An 18,307-nucleotide genomic window follows, 5' to 3' on the forward strand; every position below is an offset into this window, starting at 1 on the left:
TTGTTCTGCCTGAAAAATAGTTTACGGTTGTGTCTTTTTTTGCGACATGTAATTCAAATTTGTATCTATTTTAAATTTATACCAGAATAATTCTTATTAATGTTTGCATAATAAAATCTTTATTATATATTTGCTGCGAATAACAAAATTTATAAAGACTTTTTTGTGTTATTTAATAATGCTTTAAAAATAAATTCTTTCATTTTGACTTTGTCCTTTAAAGTTTGTGTATTAACAAACTGGTCAATATTTATGAATATCTAATATCGAATATCTATGAGTGAAAAAGAAGAAAAGCCCAGAAAGAAATCAAGAAGGGAATTCTTACAGGATTTAGGAATTGTTGGAGTCGGTACATTGCTTGGTGGTTCTGCAATATTTGCCGGTGTTAATTACGATAAAAAGAAAAAAGCAAGTGATAGAATGAGAGTTCTCACCGCTGAGAACGAACTTCTGGAGATTGAAAAAAGCGATACTACCAAGGTCGTAAAATCACAACTTCAGAATCTTACTTATCTTCAAAAACAGGGAAGAGATGGGCTGGCCGGACGCCGTTTCGTTATGGTTATCGATTTGTCGAAATGCCGGAATGCAAGAAAATGTATGGCTGCCTGCAATAACGCACATCACCTTAACCCGGATCAGCATCACATAAACGTATTGAAAATGCAGGAAACCAAAGAAACTCCTGCTTATTATATGCCCAAACCTTGTCAGCATTGCGACAACCCACCTTGTGTTGCGGTATGTCCTGTTGATGCCACATTTAAAAGACAAGATGGAATTGTGCTTATTGACAACGAAAGATGCATAGGCTGTCGCTTTTGTATAGCTGCTTGTCCGTATAGTGCCCGTATTTTCAACTGGGCTGAACCAATAAAATCATTAGAAGATGAGGGTCAGCCCTACAATGTAGAATTGAATGTGCCACAGCGTAAAGGTACTGTCAGCAAATGTCTGTTTAGTGCCGACCGTTTACGTGAAGGAAAGCTTCCTTATTGTGTTTCGGCTTGTCCGAACGGTGTATATTATTTTGGTGACGAAAATGAAGACACAGTTACTAACGGTACAACAAAGGAAACCGTCCGATTCAAAAAATTGCTGGAAGATAACGGTGGATACACTTTGATGCCTGAACTGGGAACTCATCCCCGCGTCTATTACTTGCCGGCCAAAGGAAAAGAATATCCTTTCCAGGAAAAAGATAAACTGGAGGCTGCCGAGCATTTGGAAAATAGCTGATTTTGCAATAAGTGAACTAAAACTCAAATTATTCTATACTTGTAACTAAATACTTATGTCAGATCAATTAAAGATAGATAAGATTACAACCGATTTACTGCGGTCAATAAGGCTAAACAAGAGCTTTATGATCTGGTTTGGTTTTTTGGGCATTTCGTTGGTGGTGTGTCTTGGTGCATACGTTTTGCAGCTGAAGGATGGATTAGTTGTAACCGGATTGCGTGATTATGTGTCATGGGGAATGTATATCTCGAATTTCGTGTTTTTTGTAGCCACGAGTTTAGTTGGTATGCTAATGAGTGCTGTTCTAGGTCTTTCCGGTCAGAAATGGGCTGCTCCTTTAGCACGTATCGCTGAGATTATTGCTTTAGCTTTTGCAGCAGTGGCCGGACTGGTTATTGTAATGGATATGGGACGACCAGAAAGATTGTTAAACGTTTTTATTCACGGTCGTATTCAGTCTCCAATTTTGTGGGACGTTACGGTGGTTACAATTTACGTATTGATTAGTACTTTGTTTCTGTACATTCCGTTGATTCCTGATTTGAAAATATGTTATGATAAATTAGACAATCTTCCACCTTTTGCCCGTAACCTTTATAAGTTACTTTCGCTCAACTGGAGCGGATCTCCCGAGCAACAGAAGATAATTAAGCAGTCTACCCGCGTCATAGCCATATTTATCATTCCGGTAGCTCTTGCTATTCATACCGTTACTTCGTGGTTGTTTGCAAGCACATCCAGAGTTGGTTGGGACTCAACCATATTCGGACCTTATTTTGTTACCGGAGCCTTTGTTGCCGGTAGTGCAGCCGTGATTATAGCCATGTACTTTTATAGCAATAATTATAAATTACATGATTATATTACTGAGAAACATTTTGACAAAATGGGCAAACTCCTGGTGTTGGTTTCATTAATTTATCTGTATTTTAATTTGAATGAATACATGGTACCGGGATACAAGATGAAGAAATTTGATGCTATGCATATTCAGGCACTATTTACAGGTCATCATGCTGTTATGTTCTGGCTTGTACAAATTGGCGGATTGGTAATACCGATTATATTAATGTTATTCAAAAAAATGAGGAAACCGTTGCCTCTGATGGTTATTTCGGTGCTGGTTCTCTTAGGAGCCTGGTTTAAACGATATATAATCGTTGTTCCTACTCAGGAGCACCCATACCTGCCAATTCAAAATGTTCCGCTTGACTTTAAAGTCTATACACCTACTTTAATTGAGGTTTTGGTTACTATTGCGCCTTTTATATTAGTCCTGATTATAATTACTGTTTTGTCGAAAGTAATTCCAATAATTCCTGTTCACGAAACTATTGAACAACTCGAAGAACACAAATAAAAACGAATTATGTTTAGAATAAATATCAATTTAAAAGTTGCTATAGTTTTAGTAATCAATTTTTTGCTTTGTGCCAACATCATAGCCGAGAATAACTGGAATGTGCCGGCAGATAAAAAAGCCCGAAACAGTTACATCAAATTCGATGCTGCTTCTGCGCAGACCGGAGAAGCTCTTTACAACAAGAACTGTTTATCGTGTCATGGAAATCTAGGTAAAGGAAATAGTTTGAAATCATTAAATCCAGTGCCACCTGATTTATCTTCAGCTAAGACTCAGGAGTTGACTGATGGTGAGTTGTTTTATATTCTTACAACAGGAAGAATGATAATGCCTTCGTTTAAGAATGTTTTGTCGGAAGATGAAAGATGGAGAGTCATTTCGTTTATAAGAAGTTCCAATAAAAACTATGTTCAGGTTCTTTCTAAGTTTGATCCGAATAAGAGCAAACTGGTAAAAATCGATATGAAGTACGATGCCAAAACCAACAAAATACACGTTGATGTAAAGGCAAATGAAAAAACAGGAATTGTATCAATCAAAGACGCTGAAATCGTGCTGTTTGCCACCCGTTATTTTGGTCGCTTGCAGATTGATAAAACGCAAAGAACGAGTGTTGACGGTGTTGCCGAATTTGCCTTCCCTAAAGATTTACCCGGTGACAAACAAGGGAATGTAGAACTAGTAGTGAAAGTAAATGATGATAATTATGGTGAAATAGAATATCAGAAAAAATTTAATATCGGAGTTCCGACAGACAAACCGGGTTTAACCCAGAAGAGAGCTATCTGGAATGTGTTGGTGAAAGCACCTGTGTGGATAATCGTGTTGTATAGCTCAGGAATTCTTGTGTTTGGTCTAGTGCTGCTTTATCTTTTGACTAATTTGAGGAAACTAAAGAAAATAGGTGAAACTAAAAATTAAAATATCATGAAAAAGCTTGCATTTATCGGGCGATTATTATTCGCCTTGCCTTTCGGGGTTATGGGTTTAAACCATTTTTTAATGACTGATGTTTTTATCGGAATGATGTCTTCATTTATTCCGGGCGGTGCTTTCAGTGTTTTGTTAACCGGAGCATTGCTTATACTGGGTTGTATTTTGATAATACTCAACAAAAATCTGAGAATAGTTTCTTTCGGATTAGCAGGATTTCTGTTTCTTTTTATAGTTACAATTCATATTCCGGGTTTGTTTAAACCTGACTGGCAAATTTCTTTAATTGAACTTTTAAAAGATGTGGCTTTAATGGGAAGTGCTATTATGATAGGTGTTTTTGCGGATGTGTTTAAATCAGATGATAGTATTAAAGAATAAAACAATGAGGAAAATACTAGTTCTGGCTTTTGCCCTTTTCTCGTTAACAACGGGACACATATTTGCTCAGATTGATCAATCTCCCGAGGTGGGAGTTATTGAACATTTGGGTAAGCAAATTCCGCTCGATTTAAAATTCGTCAATGATAAATTTCAAACGGTTACGCTCCGACAATTAATAACTAAACCAACCATTTTGTCTTTCGTATACTTTGACTGCCCGGGGCTTTGCAGTCCGCTATTGGAAGGTGTGGGCGATGTGATTCGGAAAACGGATCTGACTTTAGGTAAAGACTATCAGGTAATAACCATTAGTTTTAATTATAGAGATACCCCCGAAAAGGCTAAAGAGAAGAAGAAAAGATTTGTCGACAAATATTCGAGCGGTAAGGGCGATGGTTGGATTTTTTTGACGACTGACAGTGCCTCGATTTTTAAAATTACGGATGCTACAGGTTTCAAAACCAAAGCAGTAGGGTTAGATTTTGTACACCCATCGGCTATTATAGCTGTAAGTCCTACGGGTCACATTACCCGCTACTTATACGGCATTACGTTTATGCCGATTGATTTTAAAATGGCTATAATTGAGGCCAACAAAGAGCAGGCACGACCCACTATACAAAAAATACTATTGCTGTGTTATAGTTATGATCAGACAAGTCAACGATTTGCGCTCGATGTAACCAAAATAGCCGGAATCATTATTGTATTCTTCTTGTTGGTGTTTGTTGTTGTGTTTTTACTCAGACCAAAAAAGAAAAATAAAAATTAGATATATATGACTAATGAAACAGTAACAACTGAATATGTAAGTTATCTCGACCATAAAGGTAAATATAAAGGAATTTTTGCATGGATTTTTGCCACTGATCACAAGCGAATCGGGCTTTTATACATGTATGCAATAATGGCTTTCTTTTTTATTGGTGCATTTCTCGGGTTGATGATGAAATTAGAGATGTTAGCTCCGGGGGAGACAGTGATGAAACCGCAGACATACAATGGTGTTTTTACGCTTCACGGAATTCTGATGATATTTATGGTCGTAATTCCGGGACTGTCAGCAGTATTTGGAAACTTCTTTTTGCCCATTATGATTGGTGCAAAGGATGTAGCTTTTCCTAAACTGAATCGCTTCTCATGGTGGATTTTTATAGCCGGAAGTATTATGGCGGTTGCTTCACAATTGTTGAAAGATGGACCTCCTGATACTGGATGGACTTTTTATGCTCCTTATAGCTCGACTACGGGAACCAATGTAATAATGGCTACTGCAGCCGCTTTTGTGCTGGGTTTCTCGTCTATTCTGACCGGTTTAAATTTTATTGTGACCATTCATCAGATGCGGGCGCCGGGTATGAAGTTCTTTAATATGCCATTGTTTCCTTGGGCACTGTATGCCACAGCCTGGATACAGTTGCTGGCTACGCCTATTATTGGTATTACACTTTTAATGTTGATTGCAGAACGTTTATTTGGGATAGGTTTCTTTGATCCGAACCTGGGCGGTGATCCACTGTTATTCCAGCACTTATTCTGGATTTATTCTCACCCTGCGGTTTATGTAATGATACTTCCGGCTATGGGAGTAATTACAGAAATCATTCCGACTTTCTGTCAACGACAAATTTATGGTTATAAAGCCGTAGCTATTTCAAGTTTAGCCATTGCCGGAGTTGGATTCCTTGTGTGGGGTCATCACATGTACACTTCCGGTATGAGCGAACAGGCACGCTGGTTCTTTTCTTTGCTGACATTTATTGTTGCGGTTCCAAGTGCTATCAAAGTGTTTAACTGGATATCGACCATGTACAAAGGATCGATTGATGTGAAACCCCCGTTTTTATATGCTATATCGTTTATTTTCCTTTTTATCATTGGTGGAACCACAGGTCTTTTGTTGGGCTCCGTAGCTACTAATGTTCAAGTACATGATACATCTTTTGTGGTGGCGCATTTCCATTATATAATTTTCGGAGGAATGGGTTTTGCATTTTTCGCAGCCATTCATTACTGGTTACCCAAAATGTATGGAAGGATGTATAATTTCAAAATGGCGTATATAGCCTGGGGAATCAATTTTGTAGGTTTCAATTTATTGTACTTCCCGCAGTTTATTATCGGAATTCAGGGTATGCCAAGAAGATATTTTGATTATCCTCCACAGTTTCAACCAATGCAGATTGTGTCATCAATAGGTGGTTTTATTCTGGTATCAGGACTGATATTGATGGTTTACACATTGGTACAGGGAGTGCGCAAAGGTGCTCCTGCACCCGCAAATCCATGGAAGGGTAGTACACTGGAGTGGCAGATTCCGTCGCCTCCATCGCTGGAGAACTTTGATGAGGAACCGGAAATCAAGAAAAATCCATACGATTACAAATAAGACTCCTAACCCCTGAAGGGGAATTATGGAAGTTCGTCTTCATAATTCTTTTTTGATTTGGGATTTGGGTGCTTTATTTGAAATAAATATTTTATAATTAATCTCTTTTAAATATCTTATAGGAGATAAAACTAACCTAGTTCCTCTTTAGGGGCTAGGGGTCAATTGAAAAACATATGAGCGAAAAGGCAATACATATCGAAGAGCATAGAGACGACGAGGCTTCCAAACTGGGAATGTGGCTCTTTATTTTTACTGAACTATTATTGTTTGGAGGTTTATTTCTGGTTTATTCCATTTTTAGAGCCGAATATCCAACAGCTTTTCACCAAAGCAGTTTGGAATTAAGTGTTACAATCGGTGCAATCAATACCATAGTGCTGCTTTTTAGTAGTATGACGATTGCCATGGCACTGACAGCCACTCAAAAGAATGATCCAAAGCGTGCTCTTGTGTTTATAGGAATAACATTGTTTTGTGCACTGGCATTTTTGGTCAATAAATATTTTGAATGGGGTCATAAAATCGAACATGGTTTATATCCGGGTTCTACTTTGATGCCATTTTTGGATAGGGGGCATTTACTTTATTTCAGTCTCTACTTTTTTATGACCGGGCTTCATGCTTTGCATATTATCATAGGAATGACTCTTTTAGTAGTCTGTTATTTCAAAGTAAAAAGCAAAAATATCAACAGTAAGGATTATGTTTTGCTTGAAAATGGAGCACTTTACTGGCACCTTGTTGATTTAATCTGGATTTTCCTTTTCCCGCTAATGTATTTGATTACATAATAGTAGAGATAAAAGTTTTAGAATCAAGATATAAGAACCAGAAATTATTAATACCAGAGTTTAAATTATTATGGCGAATAATACCACACATACAACCGAGTATAGAGTATTAGCAAAGGTTTTGTTAGTACTTATGTTTCTTACTTTTCTGACTATAAGTGTAACAGCTTTTCACTTGGGACCATTTACAGTTACTGTTGCATTATTGATTGCCGGATTAAAAGGCTTTTTAGTGCTATCTAACTTTATGCATTTGAAATACGAAAGTTTGTTACTGCGAATTTTGGTAGGTATGGTCTTCGTGCTTTTTGCAGTAATTGTACTCATAACATTTATCGATTATGCGTACAGATAATCGGTTAATTAAAAATTAGTTGATTAGATATTCAGAATAGGTAAATTGAAAAATTAAAACATATGTTCAGTAACGCATCAAATTTTGTTCACGGAGTAGATTCAGCATTCCTTATTATTACAGGGATATCAGTCTTTTTCCTTGTTACGCTCACAGCTACAATGATTTATTTCGTTGTGAAATATAATAAAAAGAAAGGCAAACCGGCTGTTCAAATAAAGGATAATTCATTGTTGGAAATTACCTGGATTACTATTCCTATGCTTTTGGTTCTTTATATGTTTTATATTGGCTGGGAAGGTTTTATACCTATGCGTCAGGCTCCAAAAGATGCAATACAGGTAACTGCAATCGGTTCTATGTGGAAATATGAATTTATATATCCGGGCAATAAATCATCAGACACGTTAGTAGTTCCAATAAACAAGTCGGTAAAAGTGAATTTAGGTTCTAAAGACGTTTTGCATGGTTTCTCTGTTCCGGGATTCAGGATTAAAGAAGACATGGTGCCTCAGAAAAAGAATTACTCGTGGTTCACAGCAGGTGAGCAGGGTGACTTTGATATTTACTGTACTGTTTATTGTGGAGTGAATCACTCGTATATGCATTCTATAATACGAGTTGTAAGTGAAGCCGATTATAATAAATGGTTAGCTGCGCTGCCGGTTAAGAAAGCGGATACAAATCTGGGACATACAGTATTGGAAAAGAATGGTTGTATCGCCTGCCATTCAATCGATGGAACAAAATCTGTAGGTCCTACGTTTAAAGGGCTCTATGGTTCAACAGTTGAAGTAACAACGAATGGTGCATCTCACAAAGTTACTGCCGACAGTGTGTATATTAAAACATCGATTGTAGAACCAAATAAAGATGTTGTTACAGGTTTTCCTCAAGGTGTAATGAAAGCGTATAAGGGAGTTATTAGTGATAAAGATATTCAACTTGTAAATGAATATCTGAAAACGTTGAAATGATGAAAAATTACTTACAGATAATACTGGCGCTGATTAAATACAAGGTTTCAATAGCGGTTACTTTTACTGCTATTACAGGTTATGTTGTTTACACAGGTCACTTCGATCTTCAAATAATAACGTTGGTACTGGGAGTTTTCTTGCTTGCCGGAGGGTCGAGTGCGCTGAATGAATGTCAGGAAAGTAAGTACGATGCCAAAATGCCAAGGACGATGAATCGTCCCATACCTACGGGCAAAATATCGCTGGCTAATGCAGTGGTAGTTTCGGTTGCGTTCTGTTTAGCTGGTCTGTTTGTTTTGTACTATAACTTTGGTGCGATAACAGCCGGCTTGGGCTTACTGAATCTCGTATGGTATAATCTTATCTATACTTATCTTAAGCGGGTATCATCTTTCGCTGTTGTGCCCGGTTCGTTGGTTGGAGCCATTCCAGCCTTTATGGGTTGGGCAGCGGCAGGCGGTTATGTACTTCAACCTACCATTATTTTTATTGCTTTTTTTTTGTTTATCTGGCAAATACCTCATTTTTGGCTATTGATGATAAAATACGGAAAGGAATACGAAGAGGCCGGATTTAAAACGATTAATCAAGCCGTGAACTCAGGTAATTTAAAGATGATTATTTTTGCCTGGGTGGTAGCTACTTCATTTTCATCGATCATTGTACCTTTGTTTCTTGTCAATATCTCCTTACCGTTTTTCCTGATTATTTTCGCGCTGAATTTATCATTCATTGCCATTTTTACCCGTCTTTCATTTGGAAATGTGGCTGAGCTAAACTTCAGAAAATCATTTGTGAGCATTAATGTTTACATGATGCTTTTCATGCTGATGCTGATTGTTTTCCACATGGTTGCACCTTAATATACTGCCCTTTGTTTTTTCTCCGCTAATGTAAAAACTGTATTATAACCGATGATCGAGAACAAATCCTTGTTATCGGTTGTTTGATGCCTGTTATACATTTATCGTTTAATTTCACAGTTTTGTAAAACTACTTTCGCTTTATTCTTTGTAGTTTTGCACTTCAATTACAGAATTATGTTTACCCCCTTTCGACATAAAATCAATGCACTTGTGGCGCTGCTGTTCTCAGCAGTACTGCTGGGTTCTTTGCTGGTAAAGCCGCTGCACATATTGCTGGTGAGCCACGATCGGGCAGAGACACTGGAAGTGCATACCGAATCAGGAGCCGTAAGCGCACCACAGCATGATTGTGCAATCTGTAATTTTGAATTTTGCTTTTTTATACCTCAGGCTCAGGTTTACGTGCCTAAAGCTGATGTTACTTTTGCGGTTGAAATTACTCCCCGAACCATCGAGCGGATTATTCAGCAAAGCTCACATCATTTCCTCCTACGGGGACCTCCCACACTTTAATACATAGCATTTCTTTTTTAGCGATAGGAATTACCTTCTTATTGCGCTGCTTCGTTGCATTATTTCGTGCTGTCGATTTGATAATCGCTGTATGGTATCATCGGTTCTACTGTTGATTTCAGAGCTTACGATTGTTGCATATGCCTGATGCTAACGAAACACTCATTATTCATCTACTTTATTATATACAACAAAAATGAAAAAAATATATTTACTTTTCATCTCGCTTGTTGTGGCCTTAGGCAGTTACGCTGAAGTGACTGCTATGGGACAAACAAGCCTACAAGGAAAAATAACCGATAAGAACGGCGAACCGATAATAGGAGCCAACATTTACTTCCAGGAACTGAAAACCGGAGCTGTAACCGATAATAACGGAAACTACCAAATAAATAATCTACCCGGACGAACCGTTTTAATTCAGATCAGTTCGCTGGGCTACAAAATGATACTGGAGAATATAGATTTGGCATCAACTACCCGAAAGGATTTTGTAATGCAGGAGTCGATTACGGAAATAAGTGAAGTGACTGTTACGGGACAAGCAATTACATCGCAACTAACTAAAACGCCAACGCCAGTGAGCATTGTCTCATTGGCAGATTTGCAACAACATCCATCCACCAATCTTATCGATGCGCTGAGTTCGCAGCCGGGTGTGTCGCAAATTACAACCGGAGGTGGTATTTCCAAGCCGGTGATTCGTGGTTTGGGTTATAACCGGGTAGTAGTGGTGAATGACGGAGTGCGTCAGGAAGGTCAGCAATGGGGCGACGAGCACGGAATTGAGATTGATGAAAATCAGGTGAACCGGGCTGAGATATTGAAGGGACCGGCCAGTTTACTCTATGGCTCCGATGCTATGGCAGGGGTGGTCAGCTTTTTCTCTGCACCCATATTACCTCAGGGTAAAGTGCAGCTTAATGCCAGTGCAAATTATCAGACTAACAACGGGCTGATGGCTTACTCGCTGGACTACGCAGGACATAAAAAGACCTTTGTATGGGATTTGCGCTACAGCGGTAAAGAGGCACATGCTTATCAGAACAAGTACGACGGTTATGTGTACGATTCCGGTTTTAAAGAAAATGCAGCTTCGGCTTTAGTGGGGATAAGTAACTGGTGGGGATATTCTCACCTGACGCTTAGCATGTATCATCTTACTCCGGGCATTGTGGAAGGTAACAGGGATAGTCTTTCGGGCAAATTCGTGAAAGATATTGTACTGCCTGACGGTACGGTAGGTAGTGCGATAGCAACACATAATGATCTTACTACCTATAGTCATCAGATGCCTTTTCAGCAGGTTTATCATTACAAAGCCGTGTGGAATAACAATATCTTGCTGGGCGACGGAAGTCTGAAAGCTACTTTGGGATACCAACAAAATCGCAGACAGGAATTTGCCGATGTGCTTACTCCCAATAATTATGGCTTGTACTTCCAGCTTCACACCCTGAACTATGATGTGCATTACCAGTCGGCCGACCTGAATGGCTACAGTTTCTCGTTTGGGGTAAGTGGTATGGGCCAACGCTCGTTGAACAAAGGAACCGAGTTCCTGGTGCCGGAGTATGGCTTGTTTGACGTAGGAGCATTTGCAGTGGCTAAAAAAACAATAGGTAAGTTGGATATCAGCGGCGGACTACGTTTCGACAATCGGTCTGAAACCGGAAAGTCTCTTTATCTGGATGCCAACGATGCTAAAACAACAGCTTCCGATCCTACAGCTACGCAGCGCTTCTTCGCTTTTTCGAAAGACTTTAATGGTGTAAGCGGAAGTTTAGGAGCTACTTTACAGCTGAGCGACAACTGGATTACCAAATTGAATATCTCTCAGGGTTTCCGCGCACCAAGCATTGGTGAGCTTGCTGCCAACGGAGTACACGATGGAACGGTACGTTATGAAATTGGAAATTCAGGTTTAAAATCGGAGCACAGCCTTCAGCTGGATTACGAGTTGGGTTACAACACCGAGCATGTAACGGCTAAGGTCAATCTGTTTGCCAACAACATCCGGAACTACATTTATTCGCACAAAATCAATAGTGTGAATGGTGGAGACTCTATTCAAAGCGGTTTCTCTACTTATAAGTTTGATTCGGGCAATGCATTGCTGTTTGGTGGCGAGGCTTATCTGGATATTCATCCACATCCGTTGGATTGGTTGCATTTCGAAAATAGTTTCTCGTATGTGTATTCGGAGTTGAAGAATCAAACCGATTCTACACGTTATCTGCCGTTTACACCTGCTCCCAGATGGACTTCGGACATCCGTGTTGACCTGAACCATACATTCAAATCGTTGAAAAACACCTATGTGTCGTTTGGTATGGAACATGATTTTAAACAGAACCATGTTTATTCGGCTTACGGAACGGAAACTCCTACCGATGCTTATACCCTGCTGAATGCCGGCATTGGTACCGACATTGTTTGGAATAAACGTACGTTGTGTACTATTTACATAAGCGGTACAAATCTGGCCGATGTGGCTTATCAGAGTCACCTGAGCCGACTGAAGTACGAGGCTGAAAACTATACTACCGGTAGGGTAGGGGTTTATAATATGGGCCGAAACTTTAGTTTTAAACTGATTGTCCCGGTTAATCTGTAAGCAGCAAGAAAAAGAATAAGCCCTTTAATCGTTTTCGGTTAAAGGGCTTATTTATAAAAGGCAAATGGTCTGGTACACTTACCACTTAATATTTTTATCGATAAAGCTAATCAGTGTATCGGCCATCGTTTTTTGTTCGGCTACGTTGGGATGTCCGTTCGCGTTTTTAAATTTGAAAAAACAAGTGTATAGTTTCGGGTCGTTTAATTGTGCGGTAGCTTTTTGAACATATCCCGGCCAGGGAGAACCTTCGCGGGTAGCATCCATGCTGCCCAATGCACAAATGATGGAGGCTTTGGGGTATTTGCTGCGTATGGTAGCCACAAAATTTTTGTAAGCGGCTACTATATAATCTTCTCCGGGCTCGGTTGTTCCGAATCTTCTTTTAAATTCAGGATTATTGTGCTGCTTTACAATCCATGAATCATTCTGAAACAGATTAATCACCACCACATCGGGAGTATATCGGGAGAAATCCCAGGTCGAAGTTGAGTCGGTAGCATCGGTGCGGTTGTACATTTCAGGCATGATAAGTGGAAACCAGCTAACCATGATGCCTATTCCGCTTTTGGAAGTGCAATGATATTGCGCATTGAAATGTCTGGCCGTAAGTGCAGCATAAGTCAGGTAATTATTTTCGTAATATCCTGTGCCCGAATCTTTTCCGGTGTAGTCTTCAATGGCATAACCACAGGTGATGGAATTACCGAAGAATTCAATTTTTCTTTTCTTAGGAGCAGCCGGAGGAAGCAACTTCGTGCCATCGGGAGTTTCAAAACCAAAGAATAGTGTTTTCCCTTTGTCCCATTCGGTACGCTTGAACAACTGAACGGTATGATTTCCGTTCGATAATCCGGAAGCAAGAAGGTATTTCTTCTTAGCGGTTTCGGTGTGCAACTTGAAACTTACTTTGTTATCGACTATCACATTGTAGTAGTTGGCTGTGTCCAGGTCCTGTATCTCGGCAGATATTTTGGTACCTTTAAATTTGATAGTAACCGAGGTACCTGACCAAGACAGTACGGCTGCATCGGGACGATACAGAATTCTGCCTTCGTAACTGATGTTAGGATTGTTGAATTTCACTGTTTTTGCCTGTGTGCTGTTAGTCAGGAGCAGCAACGTCAGCAGTAGAAAAAAGGATTTGATTTTTGCCATATAGATTAGATTTAAATTTGATTTTGTGTCAGATAGTCGTGAGTGGTCACTATACTTGCATACGTAGTGTTTAAAGCTGCCAGAAAAGCATTATGCACATCGGCTGCCTGCACTTTTTCACCGTGTATCTCCAGGTTTCGGGTGGCACAGGCATCGCCAACCAGCGTGCAAGTATAGCCCAGGTCTTTAGCAGCACGTGTTGTAGCATCGATACACATATGCGTCATCATACCTGCTATCACCAAGTCGGAAATTTCGTTAGCATTCAGGTAGCTCAACAACTCCGTTTCCCGGAAACTATTGGGGAAATGTTTTATAATTACTTTTTCGTTACTCTCAGGCTGTATATTTTTGTGTATTTCGGCTCCAACAGTTTCAGGCAAAAAGAAAGTAGCTCCGGGTTTAGTGGCGATGTGTTGAATATGAATGATGTGCAAATTTTTGTTTCTGAAATTTTTCAGTAGTAACTTTGCATTTTCACTTGCGTGGTCAGCATTTACTAAGGTCATGGTTCCACCTTCAAAATAATCGTTTTGTATATCTATTAATAACAGGGCTGTTTTCATTGTTTTCTGCTCTGATTTAGCGGTTTTATTTTATTATGCAAATATAAAACTAAAAATGTGGAAAGTGATAACTGTAAGATAAATAATCGGAGCTTGTTTCAGATAAAGCAGCGGGGCGGATACATTATCCGCCCCGCTATGTTTGCCGGTTGCAATACCTGAATGATTATTTGTTCGCCACTTCGGTAGCTTTTACAGGTTCATCGGTGGTAATAAAGTCGATATCAAGATCTATCAGCTTTTGCATATCTGCCGCGTTGTTCACTGTCCAGGCATTGGTAGTAAGTCCCAATGCTTTGGCTTCGGCAATCCATTCGGGCTTTTGAAAAAGCAATGCATAGTGATAATCTAAGCCGGAAACGCCTATTTCTTTGAGCTCTTTTGGCGAAAATACCAAGTCTTTGTATGCCAGATAGGCTACAGGTGAATTATGGGTAAGCAGTAGCAACTCTTTGCAGATATTCATACTGAACGATATGTATTCCACATCTTTCTCCATTCCGAATTTCTTCACCAAATCCACAACCGATTTAGCGGTTTTTTTCTCCAGCTCAGCATCTTTTTTGTATTTGATTTCGATGATAAGTTTGGTTTGCGTATTCTTTCTTTCCTGCTTCAAATAGGCTTCCAGTGTAGGCATAACTTCTCCGTTGCCAAGTTTCAGATCTTTCAGTTCGGCGTAGGTAGAGGTGTTGATATCGTGATGCTGTATAGAGTCATCATGGCAAACTACCACCACATTGTCGACAGTTATATGAACATCCAACTCGGAACCGTAAAATGCATTCTCCTGAGCATTTTTCAATGACGAAACGGAGTTTTGTGCCGATCCGGCTTTTTTCCAGTATCCCCTGTGGGCAATGATTTGCGTTTTAGCCACCATAGCAAAGGAAACCAGGAGCAAAACGGCTGTAATGGATATAATCTTTTTCATACGATAATTTATTTTATAATTCTCAATCATTTAGAACGCATAACGCAATCCGATTTGTATTTGATAGGGATTACCGCTTAATGGAGAAACGCCTGCGCTTGGATTTACAGCATAAACAAATTCTTTTTTCGTAGCATCGAACCCTTTTACCACATAAATAGCCTGTGTGCCAAGTGCGTGATTTACACCCCAGCTTTTGTTTAGCAGGTTGGCAAAGTTAAATATATCGGCTGAAATTTCAAGACTTTGCGATTTAAATGTTTTGATTTTCTTAGATAAACGAAGATCTATTGTACCGTAGAAACCGTTTACTCCTCCGTTTCTTTTGGCCACTTTGCCAATGCTGTTGCGTATGTAATCCTTGAAGCTACCTTCTACGCTCGGGTTGTCGAGCAATGCCTGAATGCCCTGTTTGAGTGTTGTCGACGTGCTGGCACTGTTCGGATCAAAAACATAAGCCAGGTCGTTGGTAGCCACAAAGTCGCCGTTCACATTTCCATTTACTATCATCGAGTAACGTGTGCCGCTCATTCCCGAAAACCGTACACCAAGATTTACTCCCCAGAATGATGGAGCAGTACCATACACCACAATTTTGTTGCGGAACTGATTGTTAGAGTAGCTCATTTGGCTTAAATCGCGTGGATCATCTGTTACCATCTGAGCCAGTGTCGCAGAGTTAGCCACGTTTCCGGTGTAGGAAGTGTTATCTTTTGTGTCGTTCCAGGTGTAACTCATCGAGATTTCGCCGTCGCGGAAGTAACGGTATGTACCATCTATCACAAAAGCATATTGATTTACTTTGCCTTTGCTGTTCATTTCCAATACACGACCTACAGCGGTACTCTTACGACCATCCATCCAGTTGGAAGTACCGCTGGTGGCAGAAATATTAGCCGCCGGAACATATACACCCCGGTTTCCTTCTGAGGCAATTCTGAAAAAAGGTTGGTCTACCATGTTGGCATCCACATACATGTAGTTGTTGCGTCCCAGTGTTGCGTAGGCACTTACGCCCACTTTAAGCACATCGGAGAAGAAGTGAGTGTAAGACAGGTTGGCTTTATACACTACCGGCACAGCCACATCGGAAGCATTCATATTGATGGTTGATATTTTTGGAATCGATGGATTGTTGAATAAATCGGCACCGGGAGCACTAGCCGGATTACTCCGGTAGCCTGCAAAATTAGCGGTAGGCACCAATGCACCCTGAATGTCTACACTGGCCGTGCGTGTTCCGTCGAATACCATGTTATTAATCATAGCGTAGTTGTTTATGTCCGAGGCAAAAACACCTGCTCCTAAGCGGATAATGTCAGCGTGTTTATCGTCGATATCCCATGTAGTTTGGATACGGGGTTGAATCTGAATAGTGGACAACTTGTTGTCTGTGCGCAATCCGAGTGTATTGAATACGGTTTGATTAAATGCCCCTGCATTCAGATAATCGGCATAATCCAAACGTAATCCGGCCATCAGCTCAAATCCTTTGAACAGTTTGGTTTGCAATTGTCCGTATATTCCTGAGTTGATAATGTTTTCTCTTACGCGTTGGTCGTTGGTCAGATAGATTTCGCGGGCATAGCGGTATGGTTGATTATTATCGAAAGCATCCAGTCCGTTATAGTAAAAACGTCCGTTTGCCTCGCTTCCGTAACGCGAGTTCATATTGCTGTACATAAAGTCAAGGCCCAGAGTGTAATTTATACGTTTAGTGTTATAGTATAAATTATCAATAAGGTGAATAACGTTGTTGTAAAAATTCTCAGGGCAATAACGCTGACCGCCAAGCTGAATGTTGGTATACACATCTTTACCATCAACGGATGATTTTATATTTTGTACAATAGCACGGGGAATATTGTCGGTAGGCAATTGTGTGTTTGGTGTACTATTTTCCGAAGTGTAAAGATGTTGGAGTTTCAATTCATTTACCGTTTTCGGACCGAATACCGAGCGTAGCGTAGCCAGTAAACTGTTGTCCACAGATTTTACATCACCATACACTTCGTACAGATTGATAGTGGTGTTGTCATCCAGCTTTTGCTTGTTGCGGTCGTTACAGTAGTTGTCTCTTACTGTTAACAGGTTGGTAGGATTCAGCTGCCAGTCAACACGGGCAAATATGGCATCGGTACCCTGATTTTTATTAAATGAACCTGTTTGCGGACTGTCGGCTACTCCGTATTTGGCACGGGCAATGGATAAAAAGCGATTCAGAGACGTCTGAGAAAGGTTGTATTTCTTTTCGTCAGCCGCATCCTGTATATCGGCAATGTAGAGTGGGCGGTTATCTTCCTGATGATCCCAGGCAATAAAGAAATGTGCACGGTCTTTGATAATGGCTCCACCCAGCGAACCTCCGTACTGATAGGTAGAGAAATCTACTTTGCGGTCGCGTCCCTGAATGTCATACGGGCTCGAAAGCCAGTTGGCACGGCTAAAAAGGAATGTACTTCCCTTTAGGGTGTTAGTTCCTGACTTGGTAACAGTACTGATGGTTCCACCACCGCTACGACCAAATGTAACGTCATATTGATTGGTAACAACTTCAAATTCGCGGACAGCTTCCATGGTTATCGCATACGGACCTCCGTTGCGGTTGGTTGTACCGCCCGAAGTTGGGTTTTTAGCTGTCATCCCGTCGATAGTGAAGTTCGTAGAAGTTGAGAGCTGACCACCCAGACTACTACCGGTGCTAAGCGGCGATAAATCGATGAGCGATGTGAAATTTCTACCGTTCACAGGAAGTACAGATATGGTTTTGGCACTCACTGCCGTTGCAGCACCTGTATTGGAAGCCGATTTGCGTAGAGAATTAGCAACCACCTGCACTTCGTCTATGGTGACTGATTGTTCCTTCATCGTGAAGTTTACGCGAAGCATATCTCCCTGGTTTAAGGTATATCCTGTTTTTCTTTGCTCTCCGTAACCTACATATTTAGCTGTAACGGTGTAGGGAGATCCGAGTGGAACCTGTTGGATGGTATAATCTCCTTTCTCGTTGGTGATTACTGCTGTCGAAAAACCTGTCGACTCGTTGCGTACGAACACCGTAGCACCAATTACTGTTTCACCTTTGCTGTCGGTAATCTTACCTACAATGGTGGCATGCGTGGCTTGAGCCATGGCTAGTTGAGGACAAAACAATCCTAGTGTTGCTACAAGCAGTAGCAACAAATACTTGAGAGAAAAATGTTTCATTGG

General features: G+C 40.2%; 16 protein-coding genes. 12 read left to right on the plus strand and 4 right to left on the minus strand.

Annotated features, from left to right (window positions below; genetic code table 11):
- The first annotated feature begins 276 nt into the window (after nucleotides 1-276).
- The 12 genes from PALPR_RS14565 (at nucleotide 277) to PALPR_RS14620 (ending at nucleotide 12,439) form a co-directional block, all read left to right on the plus strand.
- Nucleotides 277-1,242, plus strand: a complete 966-nt coding sequence (locus PALPR_RS14565; RefSeq protein WP_013446425.1) for a 4Fe-4S dicluster domain-containing protein — start codon at nucleotides 277-279, stop codon at nucleotides 1,240-1,242.
- Between the two features lie 55 nt (nucleotides 1,243-1,297).
- Nucleotides 1,298-2,605, plus strand: coding sequence for an NrfD/PsrC family molybdoenzyme membrane anchor subunit (gene nrfD / locus PALPR_RS14570; protein ID WP_013446426.1), 1,308 nt, complete (start codon nucleotides 1,298-1,300; stop codon nucleotides 2,603-2,605).
- A gap of 9 nt (nucleotides 2,606-2,614) precedes the next feature.
- Nucleotides 2,615-3,529 carry a c-type cytochrome gene (locus PALPR_RS15590; RefSeq protein ID WP_013446427.1) on the plus strand — a complete coding sequence of 305 codons (915 nt, stop codon included), beginning with the start codon at nucleotides 2,615-2,617 and terminating at the stop codon, nucleotides 3,527-3,529.
- A gap of 6 nt (nucleotides 3,530-3,535) precedes the next feature.
- Nucleotides 3,536-3,922 (plus strand): DoxX family membrane protein, encoded by a 387-nt coding sequence (locus tag PALPR_RS14580; RefSeq protein WP_013446428.1) that lies wholly within the window; start codon nucleotides 3,536-3,538, stop codon nucleotides 3,920-3,922.
- Nucleotides 3,923-3,926: 4 nt separating this feature from the next.
- Nucleotides 3,927-4,697 (plus strand): SCO family protein, encoded by a 771-nt coding sequence (locus PALPR_RS14585; RefSeq protein WP_013446429.1) that lies wholly within the window; start codon nucleotides 3,927-3,929, stop codon nucleotides 4,695-4,697.
- Nucleotides 4,698-4,703: 6 nt separating this feature from the next.
- Nucleotides 4,704-6,314: a cytochrome c oxidase subunit I gene (locus PALPR_RS14590; RefSeq protein ID WP_013446430.1), complete on the plus strand. Its 1,611-nt coding sequence runs from the start codon at nucleotides 4,704-4,706 to the stop codon at nucleotides 6,312-6,314.
- Between the two features lie 176 nt (nucleotides 6,315-6,490).
- The gene (locus PALPR_RS14595; RefSeq protein WP_013446431.1) at nucleotides 6,491-7,108 is read left to right on the plus strand and encodes a cytochrome c oxidase subunit 3 family protein; all 618 of its coding nucleotides are present in this window, start codon (nucleotides 6,491-6,493) and stop codon (nucleotides 7,106-7,108) included.
- 70 nt (nucleotides 7,109-7,178) lie between these two features.
- Entirely contained in the window at nucleotides 7,179-7,463 is a 285-nt protein-coding gene (locus PALPR_RS14600; protein ID WP_013446432.1) for a cytochrome C oxidase subunit IV family protein, read from the plus strand.
- Nucleotides 7,464-7,525: 62 nt separating this feature from the next.
- Complete coding sequence (gene coxB / locus PALPR_RS14605) at nucleotides 7,526-8,440, plus strand: cytochrome c oxidase subunit II (RefSeq protein ID WP_013446433.1); 915 nt, start codon at nucleotides 7,526-7,528, stop codon at nucleotides 8,438-8,440.
- Nucleotides 8,437-9,306: a protoheme IX farnesyltransferase gene (locus PALPR_RS14610; RefSeq protein ID WP_013446434.1), complete on the plus strand. Its 870-nt coding sequence runs from the start codon at nucleotides 8,437-8,439 to the stop codon at nucleotides 9,304-9,306. Before coxB ends, PALPR_RS14610 begins: the two co-directional genes overlap by 4 nt.
- 177 nt (nucleotides 9,307-9,483) lie before the next feature.
- Nucleotides 9,484-9,822 (plus strand): hypothetical protein, encoded by a 339-nt coding sequence (locus tag PALPR_RS14615; protein WP_013446435.1) that lies wholly within the window; start codon nucleotides 9,484-9,486, stop codon nucleotides 9,820-9,822.
- A 196-nt stretch (nucleotides 9,823-10,018) separates the two neighbouring features.
- Complete coding sequence (locus tag PALPR_RS14620; protein WP_013446436.1) at nucleotides 10,019-12,439, plus strand: TonB-dependent receptor; 2,421 nt, start codon at nucleotides 10,019-10,021, stop codon at nucleotides 12,437-12,439.
- Between the two features lie 78 nt (nucleotides 12,440-12,517).
- Here PALPR_RS14620 and PALPR_RS14625 read toward each other — a convergent pair whose 3' ends face one another.
- The 4 genes from PALPR_RS14625 to PALPR_RS14640 form a co-directional block, all read right to left on the minus strand.
- Nucleotides 12,518-13,597: an SGNH/GDSL hydrolase family protein gene (locus tag PALPR_RS14625; RefSeq protein ID WP_013446437.1), complete on the minus strand. Its 1,080-nt coding sequence runs from the start codon at nucleotides 13,595-13,597 to the stop codon at nucleotides 12,518-12,520.
- A gap of 11 nt (nucleotides 13,598-13,608) precedes the next feature.
- Complete coding sequence (locus PALPR_RS14630) at nucleotides 13,609-14,163, minus strand: cysteine hydrolase family protein (protein WP_013446438.1); 555 nt, start codon at nucleotides 14,161-14,163, stop codon at nucleotides 13,609-13,611.
- Nucleotides 14,164-14,329: 166 nt separating this feature from the next.
- Nucleotides 14,330-15,097 (minus strand): glycerophosphodiester phosphodiesterase, encoded by a 768-nt coding sequence (locus PALPR_RS14635; protein WP_013446439.1) that lies wholly within the window; start codon nucleotides 15,095-15,097, stop codon nucleotides 14,330-14,332.
- Nucleotides 15,098-15,127: 30 nt separating this feature from the next.
- On the minus strand, nucleotides 15,128-18,304 hold the full coding sequence (locus PALPR_RS14640; protein WP_013446440.1) for a TonB-dependent receptor: 3,177 nt from the start codon (nucleotides 18,302-18,304) through the stop codon (nucleotides 15,128-15,130).
- Nucleotides 18,305-18,307 lie beyond the last annotated feature (3 nt).

This window comes from Paludibacter propionicigenes WB4 (genome assembly GCF_000183135.1).
GTDB lineage: Bacteria > Bacteroidota > Bacteroidia > Bacteroidales > Paludibacteraceae > Paludibacter > Paludibacter propionicigenes.